Below are 25,874 nucleotides of genomic sequence, written 5' to 3'. Positions count from 1 at the left end.
AACATGTCCGATAACGTCATGCCAGACGTCGCCGTAGTGGGCGCCGGCATCATCGGCGTCGCCTGCGCGCTGCAACTGGCGCGCCAGGGCCGGCGGGTGGTCATCATCGATCAGCAGGAACCCGGCCACGGCGCCTCGTTCGGCAATGCCGGCCACCTGGCGACCGAGCAAGTGTTCCCCATCGCGGATGCGTCGATCCTGACGCGTTTGCCCGCCATGCTCATGGACCCGATGGGCCCGCTGCGCCTGGACTGGAAATACCTGCCGCGTGCACTGCCGTGGTTTACCCGGCTGCTGCTGAACCTGCGCCCGGCGCACTTCCAGCGCACCGTCGCCGGGATCCGCGCGCTCAATGAAGGCAGCCTGGGCGCCTGGCACCGGCTGCTGGGCAGCATCGAGCGCCCGCACCTGATGCGCGAAGACGGCTCGTTGCTGGTCTTCGAGCGCGCCGAGTCGCGACAGGCCATTGATGCATTGCAGGCACGCATGAGTCAGCAGGAAGTGCCGGTGGACCACTGGCACGCCAGCGTGGTGCAGGACGCGGCGCCACAGCTCAGCGAAGAGATTCAGGGCGGGTTGTTTTTTCCACGCACCGGGCATTTTCTCGATCCCTATGGGGTGGTTTGCGAGCTGATGGAAGCGGCCAAGGCCAGCGGGGTGCAATTTCTCAAGCGCCAGGTCGTGGACGGGAAGCTGGACGAGCACGGTGTTTCATTGCGGACCGACCAAGGCAGCGTGGCCGCGCGCCAGGTGTTGATCGCATGCGGTGCGCACTCAGCCAGCCTGACCGGCGCACTGACTGGCAAAAAGGTCCCGCTGGATACAGAGCGCGGCTATCACCTGATGTTGCCCCATGAGCATGGACGGTTGCCGTTTGCGGTCACGTCATTGGAGCGCAAGTTCATCATGACGCCCATGGACGGCGGATTGCGGCTGGCAGGTACCGTGGAGTTCGCCGGCCTTGATCGCCCACCGAACATGGAACGCGCGTGGCAGTTGCATCGACTGAGCCAGGGGCTGTTTCGTCGTGACTTGAGTGCCGAAGGCGCGACGCCGTGGATGGGGTTTCGCCCTTCCCTGCCCGACTCGCTGCCGATTATCGACAAGGTGTGCGAGGGCAAGGTGCTGCTTGCCTTTGGGCATCAGCATCTGGGCCTGACGCAGGCTGCGGTGACGGCGGAGTTGATTGCACGGCTGGCATCGCCTGCGGCCGCGTCCAACGGGCTGCCGGCGCTTGAGCCCTACCGGCTGGATCGTTTCTGAGATCATCGGAAACGTCTTGCTACTGTTTCGCACTTTCGGCGATACAAGGCAGGTCATTATCGTGCATGACCTTACGGTTACGCTCCGTTGAGAACCTGCCTTGAACAACCACACCTGTATGCAGCACCGTCCATCGATGCGCAGAACGCTCCGAAGCGTTGCTTGCGGCATGCTCGCCCTATTGCTCTGCACGACAGCCCTGGCAGAACCGGGCATGCCGCTTGGCCAGAAGTCATTCGAAGCGTATCGCGCCGATACCTTGCAATGGCTGCGGGACCATCGTGACTTCCAGGGCATCGACAAGGATGCCGAACTCAACTGGAACGCCCCGCAGGAATGGCGCCCGGCGGGTGCCCCCAAGCGCGGGATCATTCTCGTGCATGGCCTGGGCGACTCTCCGTGGTCGTTCCACGATATCGGCAGCGCACTGGCAGCCCGCGGCTTCCTGGTAAGGACCGTGCTGCTGCCCGGCCACGGCACGCAACCGGCCGACATGCTGCAGGTGCGCATGGAAGACTGGCGCCGGGTGGTGGACGAACAGGCTGCGATCCTTCGCGCAGAGGTGGGAGAAATCTACCTCGGCGGCTTTTCCACCGGCGCCAACCTGGTACTCGACTACGCCTACAAACACGACGACGTCGCGGGGCTGCTGTTGTTCTCTCCCGCGTTCCAGTCCAGCATGACCTACGACTGGCTGACACCCCTGATCAGTTGGGCGCGCCCCTGGCTGCTGGCGCCAGACGCCAGCCGGCCACAACAGAGCCTGGTGCGCTACATGACAGTGCCCACCAACGGTTTTGCCCAGTTCTACCGCAGCAGCCGGCTAGCCCGCCAGGACCTGGAGCGGCGCCCCTATGACAAGCCGGTATTCATTGCCGTCGCAGCCCACGACTCAGTACTCGATACGCACTACGTGCTGGAGACCTTCCAGCAACGCTTCAGCAACCCCCATAGCCGCCTCGCCTGGTACGGCACATTGCCAGAGAGCGCCTGGGATACTCGCCGTGTAAAAGCGCGTACCGACTACCTGCCGGAGTTGCGGATCAGCCAGTTCTCCCACATGGGGTTGCTGTTCTCACCCGACAACGCTCTGTATGGCGAACAGGGCAGCCTGCGGTTTTGCTGGAACGGCCAGACGGACGACGCAACCCGCGCCTGCGAACAGGGGGCCGACGTGTGGTATTCGGACTGGGGCTACCGTGAGCCGGGCAAGATGCACGCGCGGTTGACGTTCAATCCGTATTTCACCTGGCAGCTTGGGGTGATTGACGAGGTCCTGGGCAAGCAGGACCTGGCGAGTCATTAAACGGCAAATCCGGTAAACCGCGTTTATCCCGCGACGCCCAGGAACGGCAGCGCCAGGTACAACTTGATCACGATCGCATTGGTGATATCGATGAAAAAGGCGCCCACCATCGGCACCACCAGAAATGCAATCTGCGATGGACCGAAACGCTGGGTCACCGCCTGCATGTTCGCAATGGCAGTTGGCGTGGCACCGAGCCCGAAACCGCAGTGCCCCGCCGCCAGGACCGCCGCGTCATAGTTGCTCCCCATCACCCGGAACGTCACGAAGATCGCAAACAGCGCCATCATCAACGCCTGCGCGGCCAGCAGGATGAAGATCGGCAGGGCCAGTGCGGCGAGGTCCCAGAGCTTGAGCGACATCAATGCAATCGCCAGAAACAACGACAGGCTGACATTCCCGAGCACCGAGACTTCGCGCTCGAATACCTGATGCCAGCCCAGCGCCGACAGGCCATTACGCAACACCACACCGACAAACAAGACACACACAAACGTCGGCAGCTCAAAGGCCGTGCCCTGGATAAAACCGCTGAGGAACGTGCCCACTTGCAGGCTGATGGCGAGCAGCGCCAGGGTCTCGATAAAGGAGAAGGAGGTGATCATGCGCTCTTGATTCGGCTGCTCGAACCCTTTTGGCCCTAGCGGTTGTACCGGCGCCAGGGCGGGCGTCTGGACGCGCTTGATCAGCAGGCGAGCGACCGGGCCGCCAATCAGGCCGCCGAGCACCAGGCCAAAGGTCGCGGAAGCAATGGCCAGTTCGGACGCCGACGCCACGCCATACTTCTCGCTGAACACCGCGCCCCAGGCCGCGCCGGTCCCGTGCCCACCCGACAGCGTAATGGAGCCCGCCAACAACCCCATCAATGGATCGAGCCCCAGCGCCTTGGCCAGCGCAATCCCCATCGCGTTCTGGACCACCAGGAGCGCCGTCACCACCAGCAGGAAAATCCCCAGCACCCGCCCGCCTTTCTTCAGGCTGGCGAAATCCGCATTCAAACCAATGGTGGCAAAGAAAGCCAACATCAGTGGCGTCTGCAGCGACGAATCAAACCGGACCTCAATGCCAGCGAGCATACGCAGGACCAGGAGCAGCACCGCCACCACTAAACCGCCGGCCACCGGCTCCGGAATATTGTAAGTGCGCAGGAAACCGACTCGAGCGACCAGCCCGCGCCCGAGTAAAAGCACCAGGGAGGCGGCGACCAGCGTTGAATAGAAGTCGAGTTGAAGCATGGGGCAGCTCTCTGTAGTTATTTATGACGAATCGGGGCAGGCCTATCGATCCTTCGGAACAACACAGGAAGAGTAGTAGTACGACGCCATCTTTAACCTCGGAAAAGTCCTAACGTTGCCGAACGGAATCCCCAGGACATTCAGGCGAAAGACTTGCGAAGCACTATCAGGAGGGGGCGACGGAAAGATGATCAAAAAATGCGTGGAGGTCGGCGCCGAATGGCGCGCTGAGATGGGAGCCTTGCAAATCGCAGGCAACAAAAAAGGGCCCACCTTTCGGTGAGCCCTTCTAGACCGCCCAGCAGAGCGGATTTTGTTTGGTAGGCGCGATTGGACTCGAACCAACGACCCCCACCATGTCAAGGTGGTGCTCTAACCAACTGAGCTACGTGCCTGCTGTGAGGCGGCATTCTACGGAATTCCCGAGGGGTGTCAACACCTTTTTTGCAGCTAAGCCTATGAATATGCGAATTTTTTATTTGTGGCCAGCACAACCGTATTTTCCGGCGGCTGGCAGCGGATTTTCAACTCAGGTAGGATCGGCGCACTCGTAAAAAATATAAAACAGAGGTTCCAGGATGGCGAACACCCCCTACCCCCAGTCGTATTACGCCGCGTCTGCGAATGCGGTACCTCCTCGCCCAGAGCTGCAAGGTGAAGTTGAAACCGATGTGTGCGTGATTGGCGCCGGTTATACCGGCCTGTCCAGTGCGCTGTTCCTGCTGGAAAACGGCTTTCGCGTGACAGTGCTGGAAGCTGCCAAGGTAGGCTTTGGCGCGTCGGGCCGTAATGGTGGGCAGATCGTCAACAGCTACAGCCGTGATATCGATGTGATCGAGCGCAGTGTCGGCCCCCAGCAGGCGAAATTACTCGGCGACATGGCATTTGAAGGCGGCAGGATCATTCGGGAGCGGGTGGCCAAGTATCAGATCCAGTGCGACCTGAAGGACGGCGGTGTGTTCGCGGCACTGAACAGCAAGCACATGGGCCACCTGGAGTCGCAGAAGCGCCTGTGGGAGCGCTACGGCCACACCCAGCTGGAGCTGCTGGACGAGCGGCGCATTCGCGAAGTGGTCGCCTGTGACAACTATGTGGGCGGCCTGCTGGACATGAGCGGCGGGCACATTCACCCGCTGAACCTGGCGCTGGGCGAAGCGGCAGCCGTGGAGTCCCTGGGCGGCACCATTTATGAGCAGTCGGCGGCGACTCGCATCGAGCGCGGCGCCAATCCGGTGGTGCATACGGCGCACGGCAAGGTCAGGGCCAAGTTCATTATTGTCGCGGGCAACGCCTATCTGGGGAACCTGGTTCCGGAACTGGCGGCCAAGTCGATGCCGTGTGGTACGCAGGTGATTACCACCGCACCACTGGGCGATGAACTGGCGAAGACGCTGCTGCCGCAGGATTACTGCGTCGAGGACTGCAATTACCTGCTGGACTACTACCGCCTGACGAGCGACAAGCGCCTGATCTTCGGCGGTGGCGTGGTGTACGGCGCGCGTGACCCGGCGAATATCGAGGCGATCATCCGGCCGAAGATGCTCAAGGCCTTCCCGCAGCTCAAGGACGTGAAGATCGACTACGCCTGGACCGGCAATTTCCTGCTGACCTTGTCGCGCCTGCCGCAGGTCGGTCGCCTGGGGGATAACATCTACTACTCCCAGGGCTGTAGCGGCCATGGCGTGACGTATACCCACTTGGCGGGCAAGGTACTGGCGGAAGCGCTGAGAGGCCAGGCAGAACGTTTTGATGCGTTTGCCGGCCTGCCGCACTACCCCTTCCCCGGCGGACAACTGTTGCGCACGCCGTTTGCGGCGCTGGGGGCCTGGTATTACGGGTTGCGGGACAAGCTGGGATTCTGATCCGGGACCAAGGGGCTGGCTTGCCGGCCCCTGCACTTGCCGCGCCGGCACCCAATCGCAGACACAAAAAACCCCGGTCTTTCGACCAGGGTCTTTGCTATCGATCCAACCAAGCCAGCGGCTTGCTTTGGCGTCTCAGGGCGTTCAGTGGGCCCTGGAACAGATATGGCGCAGCGGACGGGACTCGAACCCGCGACCCCCGGCGTGACAGGCCGGTATTCTAACCGACTGAACTACCGCTGCGTATCGCTCAGACTGCTGAAGTGTCACCTTCAACCGCCTTCAAACATCTGACTGACCAGCCTTGGCTGTTCAATCTCAAATCTGAAACATCAGACCTGGAAAATATGGCGCAGCGGACGGGACTCGAACCCGCGACCCCCGGCGTGACAGGCCGGTATTCTAACCGACTGAACTACCGCTGCGCGTCGGTGCAACCTTTAACGTTGCGTCTTACCCTAGGGCAAAACTCTCAAGAAGTGGTGGGTGATGACGGGATCGAACCGCCGACCCTCTGCTTGTAAGGCAGATGCTCTCCCAGCTGAGCTAATCACCCTTTGCTTCGTTGAGGCCGCGAAATTTACGCAGGTAGCGGACCTAAGTCAATAGCCTGCTTGAAGTTTTTCTGAAAAAGACAAAATGGCTTCAGGACCGCGACCCGCCCTACTCGGTGTAAATCATCTTCTTGCTCATGCCGCCGTCGACGACGAACTCTTGCCCGGTGACAAACCCGGCATTGCGCGACAGCAACCACGCCACCATCGCCGCTACGTCTTCCACAGTGCCTACCCTGCCGGCCGGGTGCTGGGCGTGATCCGCATCCGTCAGCGGCTCGGCACGGCGTGCAGCCGGGTCACGGGCATCGATCCAGCCCGGGCTGACTGCATTGACCCGTACTTCCGGCCCGAGGCTGATAGCCAACGCGTGGGTCAGGGCCAGCAAACCGCCCTTGCTCGCCGCATAGGCTTCGGTGTCCGGTTCCGACTGGCGTGCCCGGGTCGACGCCAGGTTGACGATGGCGCCGCCGTGGGCCCGCAGGTAGGGCGCACAGTGCTTGGCCAGCAACATGGGACCACTGAGGTTCACCGCCAGTACACGATTCCAGTAAGCCAGGTCGAGACTTTCCAGGGTGATGTTGCGCGGGTCGGCCACGGCGGCATTGCACACCAGCGCATCCAGGCGCCCGAACTGGCCAAGTACCTCGGCCACGCCCTGGGCAACCTGCCGCTCATCGGCCACGTCCATGGTAATAAACCAGGCGTTGTCGCCGAGCACCTTGGACACCTTGGAACCGCGCTCACGGTCCAGGTCCGTCAATACCACCTGCCAGCCTTCGCTGATCAACCAGGCGGCAATCCCCAGGCCGATGCCCCGCGCCGCGCCGGTCACCAGCGCGACCCGCCCGTTACTGGCGCTCGCCGCCTCCATGGACCACTCGATCACAGGGCAGCCAACCCACGGGCCAGGTCGGCCTGCAGGTCAGCGACGTCTTCCAGGCCCACGGCAATGCGGATCAGGCTGTCACGAATCCCGGCAGCTTCACGCTCCTGCGGCGCCAGGCGGCCGTGGGAGGTGGTGCTCGGGTGAGTGATAGTGGTCTTGCTGTCACCCAGGTTGGCGGTGATGGAGATCAGGCGAGTCGCATCGATAAAGCGCCAGGCGCCCTCTTTGCCGCCCTTGACCTCGAAACTCACCACGGCGCCGAAGCCACGCTGCTGGCGCTGGGCCAACTCGTGTTGCGGGTGGCTCTTGAGGCCGGCGTAGTGGACCTTCTCGATACCGTCCTGTTGCTCCAGCCACTCGGCCAGGGCCTGGGCATTGGCACAATGGGCCTTCATCCGCAGGCTCAGGGTCTCCAGGCCTTTAAGGAAGATCCAGGCGTTGAACGGGCTCAGGGTCGGGCCGGCGGTGCGCAAGAAGCCCACCACTTCCTTCATCTGCTCGCTGCGGCCGGCAACCACGCCACCCATGCAACGGCCCTGGCCGTCGATGAACTTGGTGGCCGAGTGCACAACGATGTCTGCGCCCAGCTTCAGCGGCTGCTGCAATGCAGGGGTGCAGAAGCAGTTGTCGACGATCAGCATCGCGCCCTTGGCGTGGGCCACTTCGGACAATGCGGCAATGTCCACCAGCTCGGCCAACGGATTGGACGGCGACTCGACGAACAGCAATTTGGTGTTGGCCTTGATGGCCGCGTCCCAGCCGGACAGGTCCGCCAGCGGCACGTAGTCGACTTCAATACCAAAACGCTTGAAGTACTTTTCGAACAGGCTGATGGTCGAACCAAACACGCTGCGCGATACCAGGACGTGGTCACCGGCACTGCACAGGCTCATGACTACCGCGAGAATCGCGGCCATGCCCGTGGCAGTGGCGACAGCTTGCTCGGCGCCTTCCAGCGCGGCGATACGCTCTTCGAACGCGCGCACGGTCGGGTTGGTGTAACGCGAATAAACGTTGCCTGGCACTTCACCGGCAAAACGCGCAGCGGCGTCGGCCGCAGTGCGGAACACATAGCTGGAGGTAAAGAACATCGGGTCACCGTGCTCACCTTCCGGGGTGCGGTGCTGGCCGGCGCGCACAGCCAGGGTATCGAAAGCTACGCCATCGAGGTCGCTGTCCAAGCGACCGGCATCCCATTCCTGACTCATGCTCTACTCCTCAACTCGAATGCTTTATCAAAGATACAAAACCGGCCCCTCAGGGCCGGTGTCTACTCAGTTGTTGTACAGGTCGATGATCGCGCTGACCGCCTGGGTCTTGATCTTCGAGGAATCGTTACGGGCCTGCTCGATCTTGTTCAGGTAGGCCTCGTCGACATCGCCGGTGACGTACTTGCCGTCGAACACCGCGCAATCGAACTCCTCGATCTTGATCTTGCCACCACCGACGGCCTCGATCAGGTCCGGCAGGTCCTGGTAGATCAGCCAGTCGGCGCCGATCAGGTCCGCAACGTCCTGGGTCGAACGGTTGTGGGCGATCAGTTCGTGGGCGCTCGGCATGTCGATGCCGTACACGTTCGGGTAACGCACGGCAGGCGCGGCGGAACAGAAATAAACGTTCTTCGCACCGGCTTCGCGGGCCATCTGGATGATCTGCTTGCAGGTGGTGCCGCGTACGATGGAGTCATCCACCAGCATCACGTTCTTGCCGCGGAACTCCAGCTCGATCGCGTTGAGCTTCTGGCGCACCGACTTCTTGCGCGCAGCCTGGCCAGGCATGATGAAGGTACGGCCGATGTAACGGTTCTTGACGAAGCCTTCGCGGAATTTCACGCCCAGGTGGTTCGCCAACTCCAGCGCAGCGGTGCGGCTGGTGTCCGGGATCGGGATAACCACGTCGATGTCGTGATCCGGGCGCTCGCGCAGGATCTTGTCCGCCAGCTTCTCGCCCATGCGCAGGCGCGCCTTGTACACCGAAACACCGTCGATGATCGAATCCGGACGCGCCAGGTAGACGTGTTCGAAGATGCACGGGGTGAGTTTCGGGTTCAGTGCGCACTGACGGGTGTGCAGCTTGCCGTCTTCAGTGATGTAGACCGCTTCGCCCGGCGCCAGGTCGCGAATCAGGGTAAAGCCCAGCACGTCCAGGGACACGCTTTCGGAAGCGATCATGTACTCGACGCCTTCGTCGGTATGACGCTGGCCGAACACGATCGGGCGGATGCCGTGGGGGTCGCGGAAACCGACGATACCGTAGCCGGTCACCATCGCCACTACCGCATAGCCACCGACGCAACGGTTGTGCACGTCAGTCACGGCAGCGAATACGTCTTCTTCGGTCGGCTGCAGCTTGCCGCGCTGGGCCAGCTCGTGGGCGAACACGTTCAGTAGTACTTCGGAGTCCGAGTTGGTGTTGACGTGGCGCAGGTCAGATTCGTAAATCTCCTTGGCCAGTTGTTCAACGTTGGTCAGGTTGCCGTTGTGCGCCAGGGTGATGCCATAGGGCGAGTTGACGTAGAACGGCTGGGCTTCGGCCGAAGTCGAGCTGCCCGCTGTCGGGTAGCGCACGTGGCCAATGCCCATGTGCCCGACCAGGCGCTGCATGTGGCGCTGATGGAACACGTCACGCACCAGACCATTGTCCTTGCGCAGGAATAACCGGCCGTCGTGGCTGGTCACAATACCGGCAGCATCCTGGCCGCGGTGCTGGAGGACGGTTAGCGCGTCATACAGCGCCTGATTCACGTTCGACTTACCGACGATACCGACGATGCCACACATGCGACGCAACCCCTACTTAATGAATCTTGACTGAACACAACTTACTGAGGCGTTTTGGCCGGCAAGAGGTGTTCCTTGAACGGAAGATCAGCGGGTACGCTGATCCCGCTGGCCAGCCACTGACTGCTCCACCCCAAAATGAGGTTTTTGGACCAATCTGCAACCAATAGAAATTTTGGCACGAGTACCGACTCCTGCCACCACGAATCCTGCTGTACCGGCCCCAGGCTCAACAGCCCGACCGCCACGACCACCAGCAAGCCGCCACGCGCGGCGCCGAAGGCCATGCCGAGAAATCGATCGGTCCCGGAGAGGCCGGTGACGCGTATCAATTCGCCGATAAGATAATTGACCATTGCCCCCACCAACAACGTGGCGATGAACATGATGGCGCAGCCCGCGATGACGCGAGCCGAAGGTGTCTCGATGTATCCGGCCAGATAGACAGACAATGAACCGCCGAACATCCAGGCTACAACTCCTGCGATGATCCATGTCAGCAGCGACAATGCTTCTTTGACGAAGCCGCGGCTCAGACTGATCAAAGCGGAGATGGCGACGATTGCAACGATCGCCCAATCAACCCAGGTAAATGGCACAGTTCAGCCTACAGACGGATAAGGCGGCGCATTTTAGCAGAGCGCTGGGCTATCGGTAAGCTGTGATTGGCAGTGCATTTGAAATCAATGAGTTATAGGGGAAACCGGCCTGTTGCGGCACACCCAAAACACTTGTGGGAGCGGACGTGCTCGCGAAGGCGGTGGGGCAGCCAATAAATCTGCTGACTGATACACCGCTTCGCGAGCAAGCCCGCTCCCACATTGACCGCATTCCAGCTTGAATCCTTGCAGCCTCAGCCTTTTTCGGGCTGGAAGCGAACCACAAAACCCTTGAGGTTCTGCTGGCGATCCAACAGGTCCCGCAGGCGATCGGCTTCAGCCCGCTCGATCAGCGGCCCGATGAATACCCGGTTCTTGCCATCGGCGCTGCGGATATAGGCGTTGTAACCCTGGGTACGCAGCTTCTTCTGCAACGCATCAGCACTTTCGCGGTTAGCCAGGCTGGCCAGCTGGATCGACCAACTGATCGGCAAGCCATTCGGGTCAATACGGCTCTGGCCCACGTCCGGCTTGCCCGGTGCCGCAGGTTGCGGGGCCACAGGTTTTGGTGCTGGCGCCGGCGCCGCAGGCTTCGCAGCAACTGCAGGAGCAGCAGGCGCAGGCTTAACCACCAGCACGCTCGGCTGCACCGGCATCGACGGCGCTTGCTGTGCAGCCACTTCGTCATCGGTGGGCACCGGCTCTTCTTCCGGCAGCGCTTGCGGCTCGGGAACCACCACCGGCTCAACCTGAACCTGAGGCACCGCAGGCGCCTGGGGCGCAGCTGGCGCTTCAACGGTCACTTGGCGCTGCTCATCCTGACGGGAAAACAGCATCGGCAGGAAAATCACCGCCAACGCCACCAGGACCAGGGCTCCAACCATTCGCTGCTTGTATGCGCTATCCAGTAATGCCATGTGCAGCTTCCTCCGTGGAGCGCCGGGCCAACCATTCGAGCGCCTCGGCAACACAATAAAATGATCCGAACAACAGAATCTCATCCTCAGGCGTCGCAACCGCGCACTGGGCTTCCAGGGCGGCTGTCACGCTTGCATGGGACGTCACGGACGCGCCAAGGTTCTGCAAGGCAACCTGCAACTCGATGGCAGGACGACTGCGGGACGTATCCAGCGGTGCAACCGCCCAGGCCTGGACGTCGCCCAGCAAGGGTGCAACCACGCCGTCCAGGTCCTTGTCGGACAACAACCCGAACACCGCGAGGCGGCGACCGGCGGGCGGCGTGCGTGCCAGGCGCCTGGCCAGGTATTCAGCGGCGTGAGGGTTATGCCCCACGTCCAGCAGCAGGTTCAGGCGCTTGCCCTCCCAGTCGAACGTGCGCCGGTCAAGGCGCCCCACCACGCGAGTAGCCTGCAACGTAGCGGCAATCTGCTCGGCATGCCAGGGCAAATCCAGCAACAGGTAGGCTTGCAGCGCGAGCGCGGCGTTTTCCATCGGCAGGTTCAGCAGTGGCAAGTCGCGCAACTCGACGGTTTGACCGCGCGCGTCAAGCCCGCGCCATTGCCAGAATTGGTCGCCAATCTCGAGATTGAAATCACGCCCGCGCAGGAAGAACGGGCAATCCAGCTCGCGCACCTTGTCCAGCAAGGTATGCGGCGGGTCCAGGTCGCCGCACAGTGCAGGCTTGCCCTGGCGGAAGATCCCGGCTTTTTCATAGGCCACGGACTCACGGGTGTTACCCAGGTAGTCCGCATGGTCGACACCAATACTGGTAATCAGCGCCAGGTCGGCATCCACCACGTTGACCGTGTCCAGACGCCCACCCAGGCCGACTTCCAGCACCACCACATCCAGCTGCGCACGCTCGAACAGCCAGAACGCCGCCAGGGTGCCCATCTCGAAATAGGTCAGGGAAATCTCGCCACGCCCGGCATCAAGTGCGGCGAAGGCTTCGCAGAGTTGCTCGTCAGTGGCTTCGACGCCATTGAGCTGCACCCGCTCGTTGTAGCGCAGCAGGTGCGGCGAGTTGTACACGCCGACCTTCAGGCCCTGGGCTTGCAGCAAGGCCGCGACAAAGGCGCAGGTAGAGCCCTTGCCGTTGGTGCCGGTCACCGTGATCACACGCGGCGCCGGCCGGCCCAACCCGAGGCGGGCCGCTACCTGTTGCGAGCGCTCCAGGCCCATGTCGATGGCTGACGGATGCAACTGCTCAAGGTAGGCGAGCCATTCGCCCAGGGTACGTTGGGTCATATGTTTGCAGGCACCGGTGGCACGACAATCGGCTCGATTTTAGGCGCGACGTACACAGGTGTCGGCAGGCCCATCATTTGCGCCAGCAGGCTACCCAGGCGCGGACGCAGTTCGCCGCGCGGAATGATCAGGTCGATCGCGCCGTGCTCCAGCAGGAACTCGCTGCGCTGGAAACCTTCCGGCAGTTTTTCGCGAACGGTCTGCTCGATAACACGCGGGCCGGCAAAGCCGATCAGCGCCTTCGGCTCACCGACGATCACGTCACCCAGCATCGCCAGGCTGGCGGACACACCGCCGTAGACCGGGTCGGTCAGCACGGAGATGAACGGAATACCTTCTTCGCGCAGACGCGCCAGTACCGCGGAGGTCTTGGCCATTTGCATCAGCGAGATCAGTGCTTCCTGCATCCGCGCACCACCGGAGGCGGCGAAGCAGATCATCGGGCAACGGTTTTCCAGCGCGTAGTTGGCGGCACGTACGAAACGCTCACCGACGATGGCGCCCATCGAGCCGCCCATGAAGGAGAATTCGAAGGCCGAAACCACCACCGGCATACCCAGCAGCTTGCCGCTGACGGAAATCAGCGCGTCCTTTTCACCGGTCTGCTTCTGGGCCGCGGTCAGGCGGTCCTTGTACTTCTTGCCGTCGCGGAACTTCAGACGGTCAACCGGCTCCAGGTCAGCGCCCAGTTCGGAGCGACCATCGGCGTCGAGGAAAATATCAATGCGGGCGCGGGCGCCGATACGCATGTGGTGATTGCACTTGGGGCAAACGTCCAGGGTCTTTTCCAGCTCCGGGCGGTACAGCACCGCGTCGCAGGATGGGCACTTGTGCCAAAGACCTTCAGGAACCGAGCTTTTCTTCACCTCGGAACGCATGATCGAAGGGATCAGTTTGTCTACTAACCAGTTGCTCATGCTTTCTTTCTCCAGTACCGGTGGCTTGAACACAGCCCCGCGTATGCCCTTGAGCTAAATTCATATGTGGCGATGACACAAACTGGACGGGGTCAGACGTTCGACCAGCCATTTCCTGCCTGTGCCCTCAGCCTTCCAGACAACCTGCCGTGCAGGGTTGCCACTTCATTTCCGGGCCTCCCACAGGCGGCGCCGGGCTGTTTTACACAGTGGTAGTTATGGACGGCGGCAGACTGCCAGCCGTCACATCGTCCCGCTGCTGTCGCGCACGGCCTGCATGAATGCGCGAATCCTTGCGTGATCCTTGATGCCCTTGCCCTGCTCTACCCCGCCGCTGACGTCCACGGCATACGGCCGAACCTGCTGGATGGCACTGGCCACGTTGTCCGGATTCAGGCCGCCCGCGAGGATAATCGGCTTGCTCAACCCTTCGGGAATCAACGACCAGTCAAACGCCTCGCCCGTACCACCGGGAACGCCTTCGACATAGGTGTCGAGAAGAATCCCGCGAGCCCCGCCATAGGCAGCGCATGCCGCGGCAATATCGTCCCCGGCCTTGACCCGCAGCGCCTTGATGTACGGGCGCTGGTAGCTCTCGCACTCGTCCGGACTCTCATCGCCATGGAACTGCAGCATGTCCAGTTGCACGGCGTCGAGGGTTTCATTGAGCTCGCAGCGGCTGGCGTTGACGAACAACCCCACGGTGGTCACGAACGGCGGCAACGCGGCGATGATCGCCCGCGCCTGCAACGCATTCACCGCCCGCGGGCTTTTGGCATAAAACACGAAACCGATGGCATCGGCCCCCGCCTCGACCGCCGCCAACGCGTCTTCTATGCGGGTAATCCCGCAAATCTTGCTGCGAACGGCAGACATGTCGATGAAACCTCAGGGCGTGTCCGGGAAAGTCCCGGATGGTAACAAATGCTTTTGAGGGCGTCAGCCGCCAAGTTCGCTGAAACCTGTGAGGAAGTGTGGCCCGATGAATCGCTGGGGCAATTCGAACTCGTCGCGGTACTCCACATCCACCAGATACAGGCCGAACGGATGCGCCGTGACGCCGCCGGTACGGCGAATCCGGCTTTCCAGCACTTCCCTGGCCCATTCCACCGGGCGTTCGCCGGTACCGATGGTCATCAGCACCCCGGCGATATTGCGCACCATATGGTGCAGGAACGCGCCGGCGCGGATATCCAGCACGATCATCTTGCCGTGGCGCGTCACCCGCAGGTGATGGACTTCCTTGATCGGCGACTTGGCCTGGCACTGCCCGGCACGGAACGCGCTGAAATCGTGGATACCTACAAGATGCTGGGCCGCCTCGGCCATGCGCTCGGCGTCCAGCGGGCGGTGGTTCCAGGTGATTTCTTCGTTGAGATGGGCCGGGCGGATCTGATCGTTGTAGATCACATAGCGATAACGCCGGGCGATGGCCTTGAAGCGCGCGTGAAAGTCCGCCGGCATTACCTTGGCCCAACTGACGCTGACGTCGTGGGGCAAGTTGATATTGGCGCCCATCACCCATGCCTTCATCGAGCGCTCGGCCTGAGTGTCAAAGTGCACCACTTGCCCGCAAGCGTGCACGCCGGCATCGGTCCGCCCGGCGCACATCAGCGACACCGGTGAGTCGGCGACTTTCGACAGGGCCTTCTCCAGGGTTTCCTGCACCGTCGGCACACCGGAGGCCTGGCGTTGCCAGCCACGATAGCGCGAGCCTTTGTATTCCACGCCCAGGGCGATTCTGAAAAAGCCTGCGGCCGCCATTTCGGCGGCCGCGTTATCTATATTTGCCAAGAACTGAGAGCCTGATGAGTTGCGCAAAGGCGGCCATTATAAGGCCGCGCGCCTGGGACGCCATGGGTTTGGTGCCTGGATGGCAAAACGGCAGCCCGAAGGCTGCCGTTGTATTTACCGCGCGTATCAAGCCAGCCGGCTGAGCATTTCCTTGGCTTCGCCCTTCTGACCGTCATCGCCTTCCTTGAGCACCTCGCCAAGAATGTCCCGCGCCCCGTCGGCATCGCCCATGTCGATGTAGGCCTGCGCCAGGTCGAGCTTGGTGGCCACTTCGTCGGTACCGGAGAGGAAGTCGAATTCCGGCTCATCGCCACCCAACGCCGCGTCGTCGGCGGTGAAGGACGGTTCGATTGGCGGATGTTCCAGGCTTTGCGACAGGCGATCCAGCTCGGCGTTGACATCATCAAGCTCCGACGCAAACGCGTCCGGCTTGGCCGCTGCAGGCGCCTCGGGCTCGTCGGCCAGGGACAGGTCGAAATCCTCCGGCAGGTCGAGGTCGTCCAGGTCGGCCGGCGTCAGTGTCGGCGGCTCTACCGGCGGCAGGTCCTTCATCTGGTCTTCAAGGCCGGAGAGGAAGTCGTCGTCGGACTGGGCCGACGAGGGTGGATCGAGTTGCAGGTCCAGGTCGAAATCCGAGAGGTCTTCCGCACTGGCCTTGGCCTCGGTCTGCTGTTGCAGCACCGATTCAAAGCTAAGGTCGTCGTCCGACGTCGGGCGGACCACGGCTGGCGAAGCAGCCTCCAGATCGTCCAGGCTGAGGTCGAAGTCAGTGTCAAACGCGTCCGGCTCAGGTGCAGGCGGTGCCGGTTCGTCCTTGAGCAGGTCCTTGACGTATTGGGCGTCGAGAGCGGCAGCGGCAACGGCAGCGCTGACGCCCGCTGCGAACACGGCCATGGCCGGGAAGCGGCTTTTCAGTTGTTCGACCTGGGCATGGTTGTCGCCATTGGCGACCAACTGGCGCTCCTGGGAGACAAACCCGTCCTTGTTGCCCTGCAAGCCGTGGACTTCCATCAGCTTGAGACGCAGGTCACTGCGGGCGGGCTCTTGCTTGATTGCATCTTCCAGCACTTCCGCAGCCTGGTTCAGGTGGCCACGGTCGATATGCGACTGGGCTTGCGACAGGGCGTCGGTCGGACGCTGCACAGCAACAGGTGCGACCACCGGCGCAATCACCGGGGCAACCACCGCCGCCGGGGCTGGAGCTGGAGCTGGAGCTGGAGCCAGCTTGACGTTCGGCGGCGGCACATCAAGGCCTTCGAAACTGTCAGATGGCAGATCGTGATCAATGTTCGGCGCAAATTCTGGCTCTTCAGCCAGGGCCCGTGCCATGCGCAGGTGCTTTTCTTCTTCAAGCCGCGCATTGCGATGACGGGCCCACAGCAGCAGAAGCAACAGCACCAGCAAACCCGCTGCGCCGCCGATCACCCCCAGCACGATCGGGTTGGTCAGCAGGTCGTTGAATTTACCTTCAGTGCTGGCAGGCGCCGCATCCGGCTTGACCGGGGTCTCGACCGGCGCAGCCGCGGGGGTTGCTGCCGGAGCTGCCGCTGCCGGCGTCGCCGGTTGTGCAGCCAGCTCGGCCGGCATCGCCGCCGTTGCAGCAGGCTGCGCCGCAGCGCCACCCGGGGCCTGCAACTTGGCCAGCTGGTTATTCTTGAGTTCGATCAGCCGCTGCAGCTTGTCCAGCTGACTTTGCAGGTCAGCCATGCGGCTTTTCAGTTCTTCATTCTCGCGGCGGGTCGAATCCAGGCTTTCCTGGGTCACCGCCAGCTTGTTGTTCAAGGCCCGGCTGTCGCCCGCCGCGCCCTTCCCGCCCTTCCTGGCCGCTTCGGCCGAGACCAGGCTCAAATTGTCCTTGGTATTGGTCTGCGACGGCGCATTACCCGCCTGGGTACGCTTGGTCGCGTCCAGCTGCGCCTTGCCGGCGAGCTGATTGCCGCCACGGCGGCCCTCGCGCCACGCCGCGTTTTGCGCCGTCACTTCAGCAATCGCCTCGGGCTGCGGCAGGCTGGTGCTTTGCCCCGAATCCGGCAGGCGCAGGACCTGGCCGGTTTTCATGCGGTTGATGTTGCCGTCGATAAAGGCGTCAGGGTTCAGCGCCTGAATGGCCAGCATGGTCTGCTGCACCGAGGCGCCATTGCGGTTTTTCGCGGCGATTTCCCACAAGGTGTCACGGGAAGTCGTGGTGTGTTCCTTGGCCTTGGTGACTGCCGGAGCCGTCGTCGCGGGCGCACTCAAGCGTGGCGCGGGTGCAGGTGCACCGGCGGCCGGGGTCGACTGGTCGAACTTGGCCGGGTCCAGCAGCACGCTGTAGTCGCGCATCAGGCGGCCGTTGGGCCATTGCACCTGCAGCAGGAAACGCACGTAGGAATCCGGCAGCGGCTTGCTGGAGGTGACACGCACCACACTGCGGCCGTTGGGATTGACCACCGGGGTAAAGGTCAGGTCGTTCAGGAACGCCTGGCGATCGACGCCCGCATCCACAAAGGCCTGGGACGACGCGAGGCTGGGGGTGATCTCGGAGGCGGTCAGGCCACCGACATCGAGCAACTCGATTTCCACCGACAGCGGCTGGTTCAGCTTCGACTTGAGGGTCATCTCCCCAAGCTGCAGTGCTTGCGCCATACCGGAGGACAGCGCCGAGGCGGCCGCTATTGCTAACACCAGTTTGCGAACTTGAACCATAGCCTCATCCTTTTTGAACACTCCCCGGCCGGCGAGAAGGTGGGTAACCGCTGCCATTAGGCATGGCGAGCCGATAGGTCACCGACGCGCAATTTTTCCAGCTTGGGGCCAAGCATAGCGCTTGGCTAGAATCAATCTACAAATTGCCGCCAAGTATCTTTTACACAAGGCCTTTTATCAACAACTGCGCCAGCTGTACGGCGTTCAGTGCCGCCCCTTTGCGTACGTTATCTGACGCCAGCCACATATTTAGTTCCGCGGGGTCATCAATACCGGCACGAACCCGGCCCACGTAGACCACGTCCTGACCGACCGCATCGCCCACAGCCGTGGGGTAATCGCCCTCTTCCACCAACTCGACACCCGGTGCCGAGTCCAGGGCACGGTTGACGGCAGCGAGATCCACCGCTGCCCCCAATTGCAGCGACACAGTCAGGCTATCGCCAAAAAACACCGGGGCTTGAACGCAAGTGACGGAAATCTTTAGCAAAGGCATTTCCAGCACGGCGCGCAATTCGTGCACCAGGCGTTTTTCCAGGGCGGTGTGGCCTTGCGCGTCAGGCTTGCCGACCTGGGCCAGCAGGTTAAAGGCCATTTGCCGGTCGAAGAACTTCGGCTCCAGCGGGCGCACATTCAGCAACTCGGCGGTCTGCCGGGCGAGTTCGCTGACAGCCTCACGGCCCTGGGCGGAAACGGCGAGGTTGGCGGTGACGTTGACGCGCTGAATGTCCAGCAAGCCGCGCAGTGGCGCCAGCACCACGGCCAGGGCAGTGGCCGACGGGCTTGGGCTGCTGACCTGATAAGGTTTTTTCAGGCCATCGAGGATCTGCGCGTTGGCTTCCGGCACTACCTGCGGCGCCTGATCGGCCGGCAAGGCGCCGGACAAGTCGATCAGGGTGCAGCCCGCAGCGGTGGCGCGCGGGGCAAAACTCAAGGTGACCGCAGGGCCGGCGGCGAAGAACACCAGTTGGACTTTGCTGAAATCGAATTCATCGACTTCCCGCACCCGCACGTTCTTGCCACGAAACGGCACCGAATGCCCGGCCGACTCGCTGCTGGCCAACAGGTGCAGGCTGCCTACCGGGAAGTCCTGCTCTTCGAGGATCTGCACCAGGGTTTCGCCAACGGTGCCGGTGGCGCCGATCACGGCAATATCAAAGGTCTGGGTCATGGGGGCTGCCTCGGGCATTGCGGGGGGAGCGGCACTTTACCGGGTGGCTGGGGGTGAGGCAATTAACCTGGGGCTTGTGGTGTGGCTGATGGCCCCATCGCGGGCAAGCCCGGCTCCCACAGTCGACCGAGTTGTTCAGACAAACACCGTTCAATGTGGGAGCCGGGCTTGCCCGCGATGAGGCCCTGAAGAGCAATAAAAAAACCCGCGCCTGTCACCAGAACGCGGGTTTCTTATTACCAGCAGCGATTACCGCTCCAGCAAGATCCGCAGCATGCGACGCAACGGCTCAGCCGCGCCCCACAGCAGTTGGTCGCCGACGGTGAACGCGCCCAGGTACTGCGTCCCCATGTTCAGCTTGCGCAGACGGCCAACCGGCACATTCAGGGTACCGGTCACCTTGTTCGGGCTCAGTTCCTGGATGCTGATATCACGGTTGTTCGGCACCAGCTTGACCCAAGGGTTGTGCTGGCTGATCAGCCCTTCGATATCGGCGATCGGCACGTCTTTGTTCAGCTTGATGGTCAGCGCCTGGCTGTGGCAACGCATGGCGCCGATGCGCACGCAGATGCCGTCCACCGGGATCGGGCTCTTGAAGCGACCGAGGATCTTGTTGGTCTCGGCCTGGGCCTTCCACTCTTCACGGCTCTGGCCGTTAGGCAGTTCCTTGTCGATCCACGGGATCAGGCTGCCGGCCAGTGGCACACCGAAGTTCTCGGTCGGGTAGGCCTCGCTGCGCATGGCCTCGGCCACACGGCGGTCGATGTCGAGGATCGCGCTGGCCGGGTCAGCCAGTTGATCGGCGACAGCGGCGTGGGTCGCGCCCATCTGCTTGATCAGTTCACGCATGTTCTGCGCGCCGGCACCGGAGGCCGCCTGATAGGTCATGGCGCTCATCCACTCCACCAGGCCGGCTTCGAACAAGCCGCCCAGGCCCATCAGCATCAGGCTGACGGTGCAGTTGCCGCCGATGTAGTTCCTGGTGCCCGCGTCCAGTTGCTGGTCGATCACCTTGCGGTTGACCGGGTCCAGCACGATCACCGCGTCATCCTGCATGCGCAGGCTGGAAGCGGCATCGATCCAGTAGCCCTGCCAGCCGGCTTCGCGCAGCTTGGGGAAGACTTCGCTGGTGTAGTCGCCACCCTGGCAGGTCAGAATGACGTCGAGGGTCTTCAGTTCTTCAATGTTGTAGGCGTCCTTGAGCGGAGCAATGTCCTTGCCCACGGACGGCCCTTGACCACCTACATTGGAGGTGGTGAAAAACACCGGCTCAATAAGATCGAAATCCTGCTCTTCCAGCATCCGCTGCATGAGCACGGAACCGACCATACCGCGCCAACCGATCAGACCTACACGTTTCATCGCAACTACACCTTGTTCAAAAGTGGGCCGCCTTGCAGCAACATCTGCAAGCGGGCCCGAGAGATTACAGATTCCGCAGCGCGGCGACTACTGCGTCGCCCATTTCTTGCGTACCGACCTTGGTGCAACCCTGGGACCAGATGTCGCCAGTGCGCAGGCCCTGGTCGAGCACCAGGCTCACGGCCTGCTCGATGGCATCCGCGGCGTCGGTCAGGTTGAAGCTGTAACGCAGCATCATCGACACCGACAAAATGGTCGCCAACGGGTTGGCAATGCCCTGCCCGGCGATGTCCGGCGCCGAACCGTGGCACGGCTCGTACATGCCCTTGTTGTTGGCATCCAGGGAGGCCGACGGCAGCATGCCGATGGAACCGGTGAGCATCGAGGCCTGGTCGGACAGGATGTCGCCGAACAGGTTGTCGGTGACGATCACGTCGAACTGCTTCGGTGCACGCACCAGCTGCATGGCGGCGTTGTCGACGTACATGTGGCTCAGCTCGACGTCCGGGTAGTCCTTGGCGACCTCCTCGACGATTTCACGCCACAGCTGGCTGGACGCCAATACGTTGGCCTTGTCCACCGAGCAGACCTTCTTGCCACGCACACGGGCCATGTCGAAACCGACACGGGCGATACGGCGGATTTCACTCTCGCTGTACGGCAGGGTGTCGTAGGCCTGACGCTCGCCATTCTCCAACTCGCGCACGCCCCGTGGCGAGCCGAAGTAGATACCGCCGGTCAGTTCGCGGACGATCAGGATGTCCAGGCCCGCGACGATTTCCGGCTTCAGGCTGGAAGCGTCCGCCAGCTGCGGGTAAAGGATCGCCGGGCGCAGGTTGCCGAACAGGCCCAGTTGCGCACGGATTTTCAGCAGGCCGCGCTCAGGGCGGATGTCACGTTCGATCTTGTCCCATTTCGGGCCACCCACGGCACCCAGCAGCACGGCGTCGGCTGCGCGGGCACGCTCCAGGGTCTCGTCGGCCAGGGGCACGCCGTGCTTGTCGATGGCCGCGCCGCCGATCACGTCGTGGCTCAGTTCGAAGCCCAGGCTGTACTTGGTGTTGGCCACTTCCAGGACTTTGACCGCTTCGGCCATGATTTCCGGACCAATGCCGTCGCCAGGGAGAATCAGAATCTGCTTGCTCATGGGTTCCTCATTTCATCAAGCGACCCGCCCGCGGGCAGGTCGGGAAAAATTAATCAGCGTTCGGCCCACACCACCAGCACGTCGGTGCTGAAGGTGCCATCGGCTTGAATCTCGAAGTAATCGCGCACTTCCTGGCCCATTGCCTTTTGCAGCTCCAGGATCGCGGCACGCAATACCTCTGGGGTGCGCATGCGCTCGACCCACGAGGTGTATTCCAGGCGCAGGCGCTGGCGGCTGCTGTTGCGCACATGCAAACCGGCTTCGCTGAGCTGGCGCATCCACTCGCCGGCGGAATAGTCACGCACGTGGCTGGTGTCGCGCAGCACTTCGACGGTTTGCAGGTAAGTGTCCAACAGCGGGCTGCCCGGTGACAAGACGTCCACAAACGCGGCCACGCCGCCCGGCTTGAGCACCCGGCGCACTTCACGCAGGGCCAGGCCCAGGTCGCTCCAATGGTGCGCCGAGTAGCGGCTGAACACGAAGTCGAATTCGCCATCGGCAAACGGCAGGCGCTCGGCGGCGCCGTGCACGGTGCGGATGTTGTCCAGGCCACGGTCCACGGCAGCGGCGGCGACCACGTCAAGCATTTGCTGGGACAGGTCGTACGCCACCACTTCCTTGACCAACGGTGCAACGTTGAAACTCACGTGACCGGCGCCGCAACCCAGGTCCAGCAGTCGTGCTGCGCCCTGCCCGGCCAGTTCGGCCTGGAGCAGCGCGAATTCGGTGCCTTGAGCATGTACTGCGCTGCTCAGGTAGGCCGAGGCCTGTTCGCCGAATTGCTTTTGCACGACTTGGGTGTGGGCGGTGCTGGTCATGATGATGTCCCTGGTTTTTGTGTTGCTGTTGCTGGCCCTTTCGCGAGCAAGCCCGCTCCCACATTCGACCGAGTTCCTTCAGTTGAAATGCAATCAAATGTGGGAGCGGGCTTGCTCGCGAAGGGGCCAGTCCGGTCTACATGGAATCAAGCGTCGCGAAACAACCAAGGCTGGCTGGCCCGGTGTTTGGTTTCAAACGCGGCAATCGCATCGCCGTCCTGCAAGGTCAGGCCGATGTCGTCCAGGCCATTGATCAGGCAGTGCTTGCGGAAGGCGTCCACTTCAAAGTGATACACCTTGCCGTCCGGACGGGTCACGGTCTGTGCCGCCAGGTCGATGGTCAACTGGTAGCCCACATCGGCTTCCACCTGCTGGAACAACTCATCCACTTCGGCATCGCTCAAGATGATCGGCAGCAAGCCGTTCTTGAAGCTGTTGTTGAAGAAGATGTCGGCGTAGCTCGGCGCGATGATGCTGCGAAAGCCATATTCTTCCAGGGCCCACGGCGCGTGCTCACGGCTGGAGCCGCAACCGAAGTTTTCCCGGGCCAGCAATACACTGGCGCCCTGGTAACGCTCGGCGTTGAGCACAAAGTCCTTGTTCAGCGGGCGCTTGGAGTTGTCCTGGTAGGCGTAGCCCACGTCCAGGTAGCGCCACTCGTCGAACAGGTTCGGGCCAAAACCGGTGCGCTTGATCGATTTCAAGAACTGCTTGGGAATGATCTGGTCGGTGTCCACGTTGGCACGGTCCAACGGCGCGACTAAACCGGTGTGTTGAGTAAAAGCTTTCATCGGGTATTCCTCAGATCAATTCGCGAACGTCGATGAAACGACCGTTGACGGCAGCCGCAGCAGCCATGGCCGGGCTGACGAGGTGGGTACGGCCACCGGCGCCCTGACGCCCTTCGAAGTTACGGTTGGAGGTGGACGCGCAATGCTCGCCCGACTCCAAACGGTCCGGGTTCATCGCCAGGCACATCGAGCAACCCGGCTCGCGCCATTCAAAACCGGCTTCGAGGAAGATCTTGTCGAGGCCTTCGGCTTCAGCCTGGGCCTTGACCAGGCCCGAACCTGGCACCACGATCGCCTGCTTGATGGTCGAGGCGACTTTGCGGCCCTTGGCGATCACCGCCGCAGCGCGCAAATCCTCGATCCGCGAGTTGGTGCAGGAGCCAATGAACACGCGATCCAGCTGGATGTCGGTAATCGCCTGGTTGGCTTTCAAGCCCATGTACTTCAAGGCGCGCTCGATGGAACCACGCTTGACCAGGTCGGTTTCCTTGGCCGGGTCCGGCACGTTCTGGTCAACGGCCAACACCATTTCCGGCGAGGTGCCCCAGCTGACTTGCGGCTTGATCTGGGCGGCATCGAGGGTAACCACGGTGTCGAACACCGCATCGGCGTCGGACACCAGGTCTTTCCAGGCTTCGACAGCGGCGTCCCAATCAGCACCGGCAGGTGCGAACGGGCGACCCTTGACGTAGGCAATGGTCTTTTCGTCCGCCGCCACCATGCCCACGCGGGCACCGGCTTCGATGGACATGTTGCAGATGGTCATGCGGCCTTCGATGGACAGGTCGCGAATCGCGCTGCCGGCGAATTCGATGGCGTGGCCGTTACCGCCGGCAGTGCCGATCTTGCCGATCACGGCGAGGACGATGTCCTTGGCAGTGACGCCGAAAGGCAACTCACCTTCCACCGACACCAACATGTTCTTCATTTTCTTGGCGACGAGGCACTGGGTGGCGAATACGTGCTCCACCTCGGAGGTCCCAATACCATGGGCCAGGGCGCCAAACGCACCGTGGGTAGAGGTGTGGGAATCGCCGCAGACCACGGTCATGCCGGGCAAGGTAGCGCCCTGCTCCGGGCCGATCACGTGAACGATGCCCTGGCGCACGTCATTCATCTTGAATTCGGTGATGCCATATTCGTCGCAGTAATCATCGAGGGTCTGCACCTGGAGGCGCGACACGGTGTCGACGATGGCGTCGATCCCGCCTTTACGTTCCGGGGTGGTCGGCACGTTGTGGTCCGGGGTGGCGATGATCGAGTCGACGCGCCAAGGCTTGCGCCCGGCCAGTCGCAGGCCTTCGAACGCTTGGGGCGAGGTCACTTCATGGATGATGTGACGGTCGATGTAGATCAGCGACGACCCATCATCGCGCCGTTTCACTTCATGGGAATCCCAAAGCTTGTCGTAAAGCGTTTTGCCGGCCATCACGCGGTCCTCATCAGGTGTTTCTATGCCCCGGGCCTTGAACGATTCAATAACCCTTTGGCTTGTGAGGCTGATGGTATGGCGCTACATTAAATAACTCAAATTCATATTTTTTATGCTTTGGATTACCAACTGGAATAGCACAATGGACCTGGCCAACCTCAATGCCTTTATCGCCATCGCCGAGACCGGCAGCTTCTCCGGTGCCGGTGAACGCCTGCACCTGACCCAACCGGCCATCAGCAAGCGCATCGCCGGCCTGGAGCAACAATTAAAGGTGCGCCTGTTCGACCGGCTGGGGCGTGAGGTCGGCCTCACCGAAGCCGGACGGGCGCTGCTGCCCCGGGCGTATCAGATTCTCAATGTACTGGACGACACCCGCCGCGCCCTGACCAACCTGACCGGCGAGGTCAGCGGTCGTCTAACTCTGGCCACCAGCCATCACATCGGCCTGCACCGCTTGCCACCGGTCCTGCGCACGTTCACCCGGGAATACCCGAATGTCGCGCTGGACATTCAGTTTCTCGACTCGGAAGTGGCCTACGAAGAAATCCTCCATGGCCGCGCCGAAGTGGCCGTGATCACCCTGGCGCCGGAGCCCCACACGCTGGTGCGGGCCACCCCGGTGTGGGACGACCCGCTGGATTTCGTGGTGGCGCCGGAACACAGCCTGATCAGCAACGGCAGCGTCAGCCTGGCGGACATCGCCCGGCACCCGGCAGTGTTTCCCGGCGGCAACACCTTTACCCACCATATCGTGCAGCGGCTGTTCGAGGCCCAGGGCCTGACGCCAAACATCGCCATGAGCACCAACTACCTGGAAACCATCAAGATGATGGTCTCCATTGGCCTTGCCTGGAGCGTGTTGCCGCGCACCATGCTCGATGACCAGGTGGCACGCATCGCTTTGCCGGGCATACAGCTCAGTCGCCAGCTAGGCTATATCGTGCACACCGAAAGGACGCTGTCGAACGCTGCGCGGGCTTTCATGAGCCTATTGGATGCACAGGTCGATCTGCCAGGGAATCAGGCTTGAATCGCCGTGGCCCGTAGACCGTGGAACC

At 62.2% G+C, this 25,874-nt stretch carries 21 protein-coding genes and 4 tRNA genes; 4 read left to right on the top strand and 21 right to left on the bottom strand.

Going from position 1 to position 25,874, the window contains the following annotated elements; translation table 11 throughout:
- The first annotated feature begins 3 nt into the window (after positions 1-3).
- Both HX811_RS26160 and HX811_RS26155 read left to right on the top strand, forming a co-directional pair.
- Positions 4-1,263, top strand: coding sequence for an FAD-binding oxidoreductase (locus HX811_RS26160; protein WP_177048051.1), 1,260 nt, complete (start codon positions 4-6; stop codon positions 1,261-1,263).
- 169 nt (positions 1,264-1,432) lie between these two features.
- Positions 1,433-2,569, top strand: a complete 1,137-nt coding sequence (locus tag HX811_RS26155) for an alpha/beta fold hydrolase (protein ID WP_177048049.1) — start codon at positions 1,433-1,435, stop codon at positions 2,567-2,569.
- 23 nt (positions 2,570-2,592) lie between these two features.
- On the opposite strand, the gene gltS is transcribed toward HX811_RS26155, so the two are convergent.
- Positions 2,593-3,804, bottom strand: coding sequence for a sodium/glutamate symporter (gene gltS / locus HX811_RS26150; RefSeq protein ID WP_102368526.1), 1,212 nt, complete (start codon positions 3,802-3,804; stop codon positions 2,593-2,595).
- Between the two features lie 318 nt (positions 3,805-4,122).
- Positions 4,123-4,199 (bottom strand) — tRNA-Val (locus tag HX811_RS26145).
- 183 nt (positions 4,200-4,382) lie between these two features.
- Between HX811_RS26145 and HX811_RS26140 the strand changes: the two genes are divergently transcribed.
- Positions 4,383-5,666: an FAD-binding oxidoreductase gene (locus HX811_RS26140; RefSeq protein WP_003212689.1), complete on the top strand. Its 1,284-nt coding sequence runs from the start codon at positions 4,383-4,385 to the stop codon at positions 5,664-5,666.
- 166 nt (positions 5,667-5,832) lie between these two features.
- Here HX811_RS26140 and HX811_RS26135 read toward each other — a convergent pair.
- The 19 genes from HX811_RS26135 to leuC form a co-directional block, all read right to left on the bottom strand.
- Positions 5,833-5,909 (bottom strand) — tRNA-Asp (locus HX811_RS26135).
- A 105-nt stretch (positions 5,910-6,014) separates the two neighbouring features.
- Positions 6,015-6,091: transfer RNA gene (locus HX811_RS26130), tRNA-Asp, on the bottom strand.
- Between the two features lie 55 nt (positions 6,092-6,146).
- Positions 6,147-6,222 (bottom strand) — tRNA-Val (locus HX811_RS26125).
- A 107-nt stretch (positions 6,223-6,329) separates the two neighbouring features.
- The gene (locus HX811_RS26120) at positions 6,330-7,094 is read right to left on the bottom strand and encodes an SDR family oxidoreductase (RefSeq protein ID WP_003212687.1); all 765 of its coding nucleotides are present in this window, start codon (positions 7,092-7,094) and stop codon (positions 6,330-6,332) included.
- Between the two features lie 11 nt (positions 7,095-7,105).
- A complete protein-coding gene (locus HX811_RS26115) occupies positions 7,106-8,317 on the bottom strand; it encodes an O-succinylhomoserine sulfhydrylase (RefSeq protein WP_008438742.1) in 1,212 nt (403 codons plus the stop codon).
- A 66-nt stretch (positions 8,318-8,383) separates the two neighbouring features.
- On the bottom strand, positions 8,384-9,889 hold the full coding sequence (gene purF, locus HX811_RS26110) for an amidophosphoribosyltransferase (RefSeq protein ID WP_003212683.1): 1,506 nt from the start codon (positions 9,887-9,889) through the stop codon (positions 8,384-8,386).
- 41 nt (positions 9,890-9,930) lie between these two features.
- On the bottom strand, positions 9,931-10,488 hold the full coding sequence (locus HX811_RS26105) for a CvpA family protein (RefSeq protein ID WP_003212681.1): 558 nt from the start codon (positions 10,486-10,488) through the stop codon (positions 9,931-9,933).
- A 254-nt stretch (positions 10,489-10,742) separates the two neighbouring features.
- The gene (locus tag HX811_RS26100; protein ID WP_177048047.1) at positions 10,743-11,405 is read right to left on the bottom strand and encodes an SPOR domain-containing protein; all 663 of its coding nucleotides are present in this window, start codon (positions 11,403-11,405) and stop codon (positions 10,743-10,745) included.
- Positions 11,389-12,696, bottom strand: coding sequence for a bifunctional tetrahydrofolate synthase/dihydrofolate synthase (gene folC, locus HX811_RS26095; protein WP_008438745.1), 1,308 nt, complete (start codon positions 12,694-12,696; stop codon positions 11,389-11,391). Before folC ends, HX811_RS26100 begins: the two co-directional genes overlap by 17 nt.
- The gene (gene accD, locus HX811_RS26090; RefSeq protein ID WP_003212675.1) at positions 12,693-13,613 is read right to left on the bottom strand and encodes an acetyl-CoA carboxylase, carboxyltransferase subunit beta; all 921 of its coding nucleotides are present in this window, start codon (positions 13,611-13,613) and stop codon (positions 12,693-12,695) included. The genes folC and accD overlap by 4 nt, the downstream gene beginning before the upstream one ends.
- 243 nt (positions 13,614-13,856) lie before the next feature.
- Positions 13,857-14,489, bottom strand: coding sequence for a phosphoribosylanthranilate isomerase (locus HX811_RS26085; protein WP_177048045.1), 633 nt, complete (start codon positions 14,487-14,489; stop codon positions 13,857-13,859).
- A 63-nt stretch (positions 14,490-14,552) separates the two neighbouring features.
- Positions 14,553-15,377, bottom strand: a complete 825-nt coding sequence (gene truA, locus HX811_RS26080; RefSeq protein ID WP_003212671.1) for a tRNA pseudouridine(38-40) synthase TruA — start codon at positions 15,375-15,377, stop codon at positions 14,553-14,555.
- Between the two features lie 156 nt (positions 15,378-15,533).
- Positions 15,534-18,092, bottom strand: coding sequence for a FimV family protein (locus tag HX811_RS26075; RefSeq protein ID WP_177048043.1), 2,559 nt, complete (start codon positions 18,090-18,092; stop codon positions 15,534-15,536).
- Between the two features lie 160 nt (positions 18,093-18,252).
- The gene (locus HX811_RS26070; RefSeq protein WP_008438747.1) at positions 18,253-19,263 is read right to left on the bottom strand and encodes an aspartate-semialdehyde dehydrogenase; all 1,011 of its coding nucleotides are present in this window, start codon (positions 19,261-19,263) and stop codon (positions 18,253-18,255) included.
- Between the two features lie 249 nt (positions 19,264-19,512).
- Positions 19,513-20,625, bottom strand: a complete 1,113-nt coding sequence (asd, locus tag HX811_RS26065) for an aspartate-semialdehyde dehydrogenase (protein ID WP_003212667.1) — start codon at positions 20,623-20,625, stop codon at positions 19,513-19,515.
- A 64-nt stretch (positions 20,626-20,689) separates the two neighbouring features.
- Positions 20,690-21,772 carry a 3-isopropylmalate dehydrogenase gene (gene leuB, locus HX811_RS26060; RefSeq protein WP_177048041.1) on the bottom strand — a complete coding sequence of 361 codons (1,083 nt, stop codon included), beginning with the start codon at positions 21,770-21,772 and terminating at the stop codon, positions 20,690-20,692.
- 53 nt (positions 21,773-21,825) lie between these two features.
- Positions 21,826-22,590, bottom strand: a complete 765-nt coding sequence (locus HX811_RS26055) for a class I SAM-dependent methyltransferase (RefSeq protein WP_003212662.1) — start codon at positions 22,588-22,590, stop codon at positions 21,826-21,828.
- 146 nt (positions 22,591-22,736) lie between these two features.
- On the bottom strand, positions 22,737-23,381 hold the full coding sequence (gene leuD / locus HX811_RS26050; protein WP_003212660.1) for a 3-isopropylmalate dehydratase small subunit: 645 nt from the start codon (positions 23,379-23,381) through the stop codon (positions 22,737-22,739).
- Positions 23,382-23,391: 10 nt separating this feature from the next.
- Positions 23,392-24,810, bottom strand: a complete 1,419-nt coding sequence (leuC, locus tag HX811_RS26045) for a 3-isopropylmalate dehydratase large subunit (RefSeq protein WP_008438759.1) — start codon at positions 24,808-24,810, stop codon at positions 23,392-23,394.
- 145 nt (positions 24,811-24,955) lie between these two features.
- Between leuC and HX811_RS26040 the strand changes: the two genes are divergently transcribed.
- Positions 24,956-25,846 (top strand): LysR family transcriptional regulator, encoded by an 891-nt coding sequence (locus HX811_RS26040; protein WP_003212656.1) that lies wholly within the window; start codon positions 24,956-24,958, stop codon positions 25,844-25,846.
- Positions 25,847-25,874: the final 28 nt, after the last annotated feature.

Origin of the sequence: Pseudomonas sp. F8002 (genome assembly GCF_013385495.1) — a bacterium.
In the GTDB taxonomy this organism is placed as follows: Bacteria; Pseudomonadota; Gammaproteobacteria; order Pseudomonadales; family Pseudomonadaceae; genus Aquipseudomonas.
The sequence above is the reverse complement of the archived record's forward strand: the minus strand, read 5'-3'. Positions and strand labels throughout refer to the sequence as shown.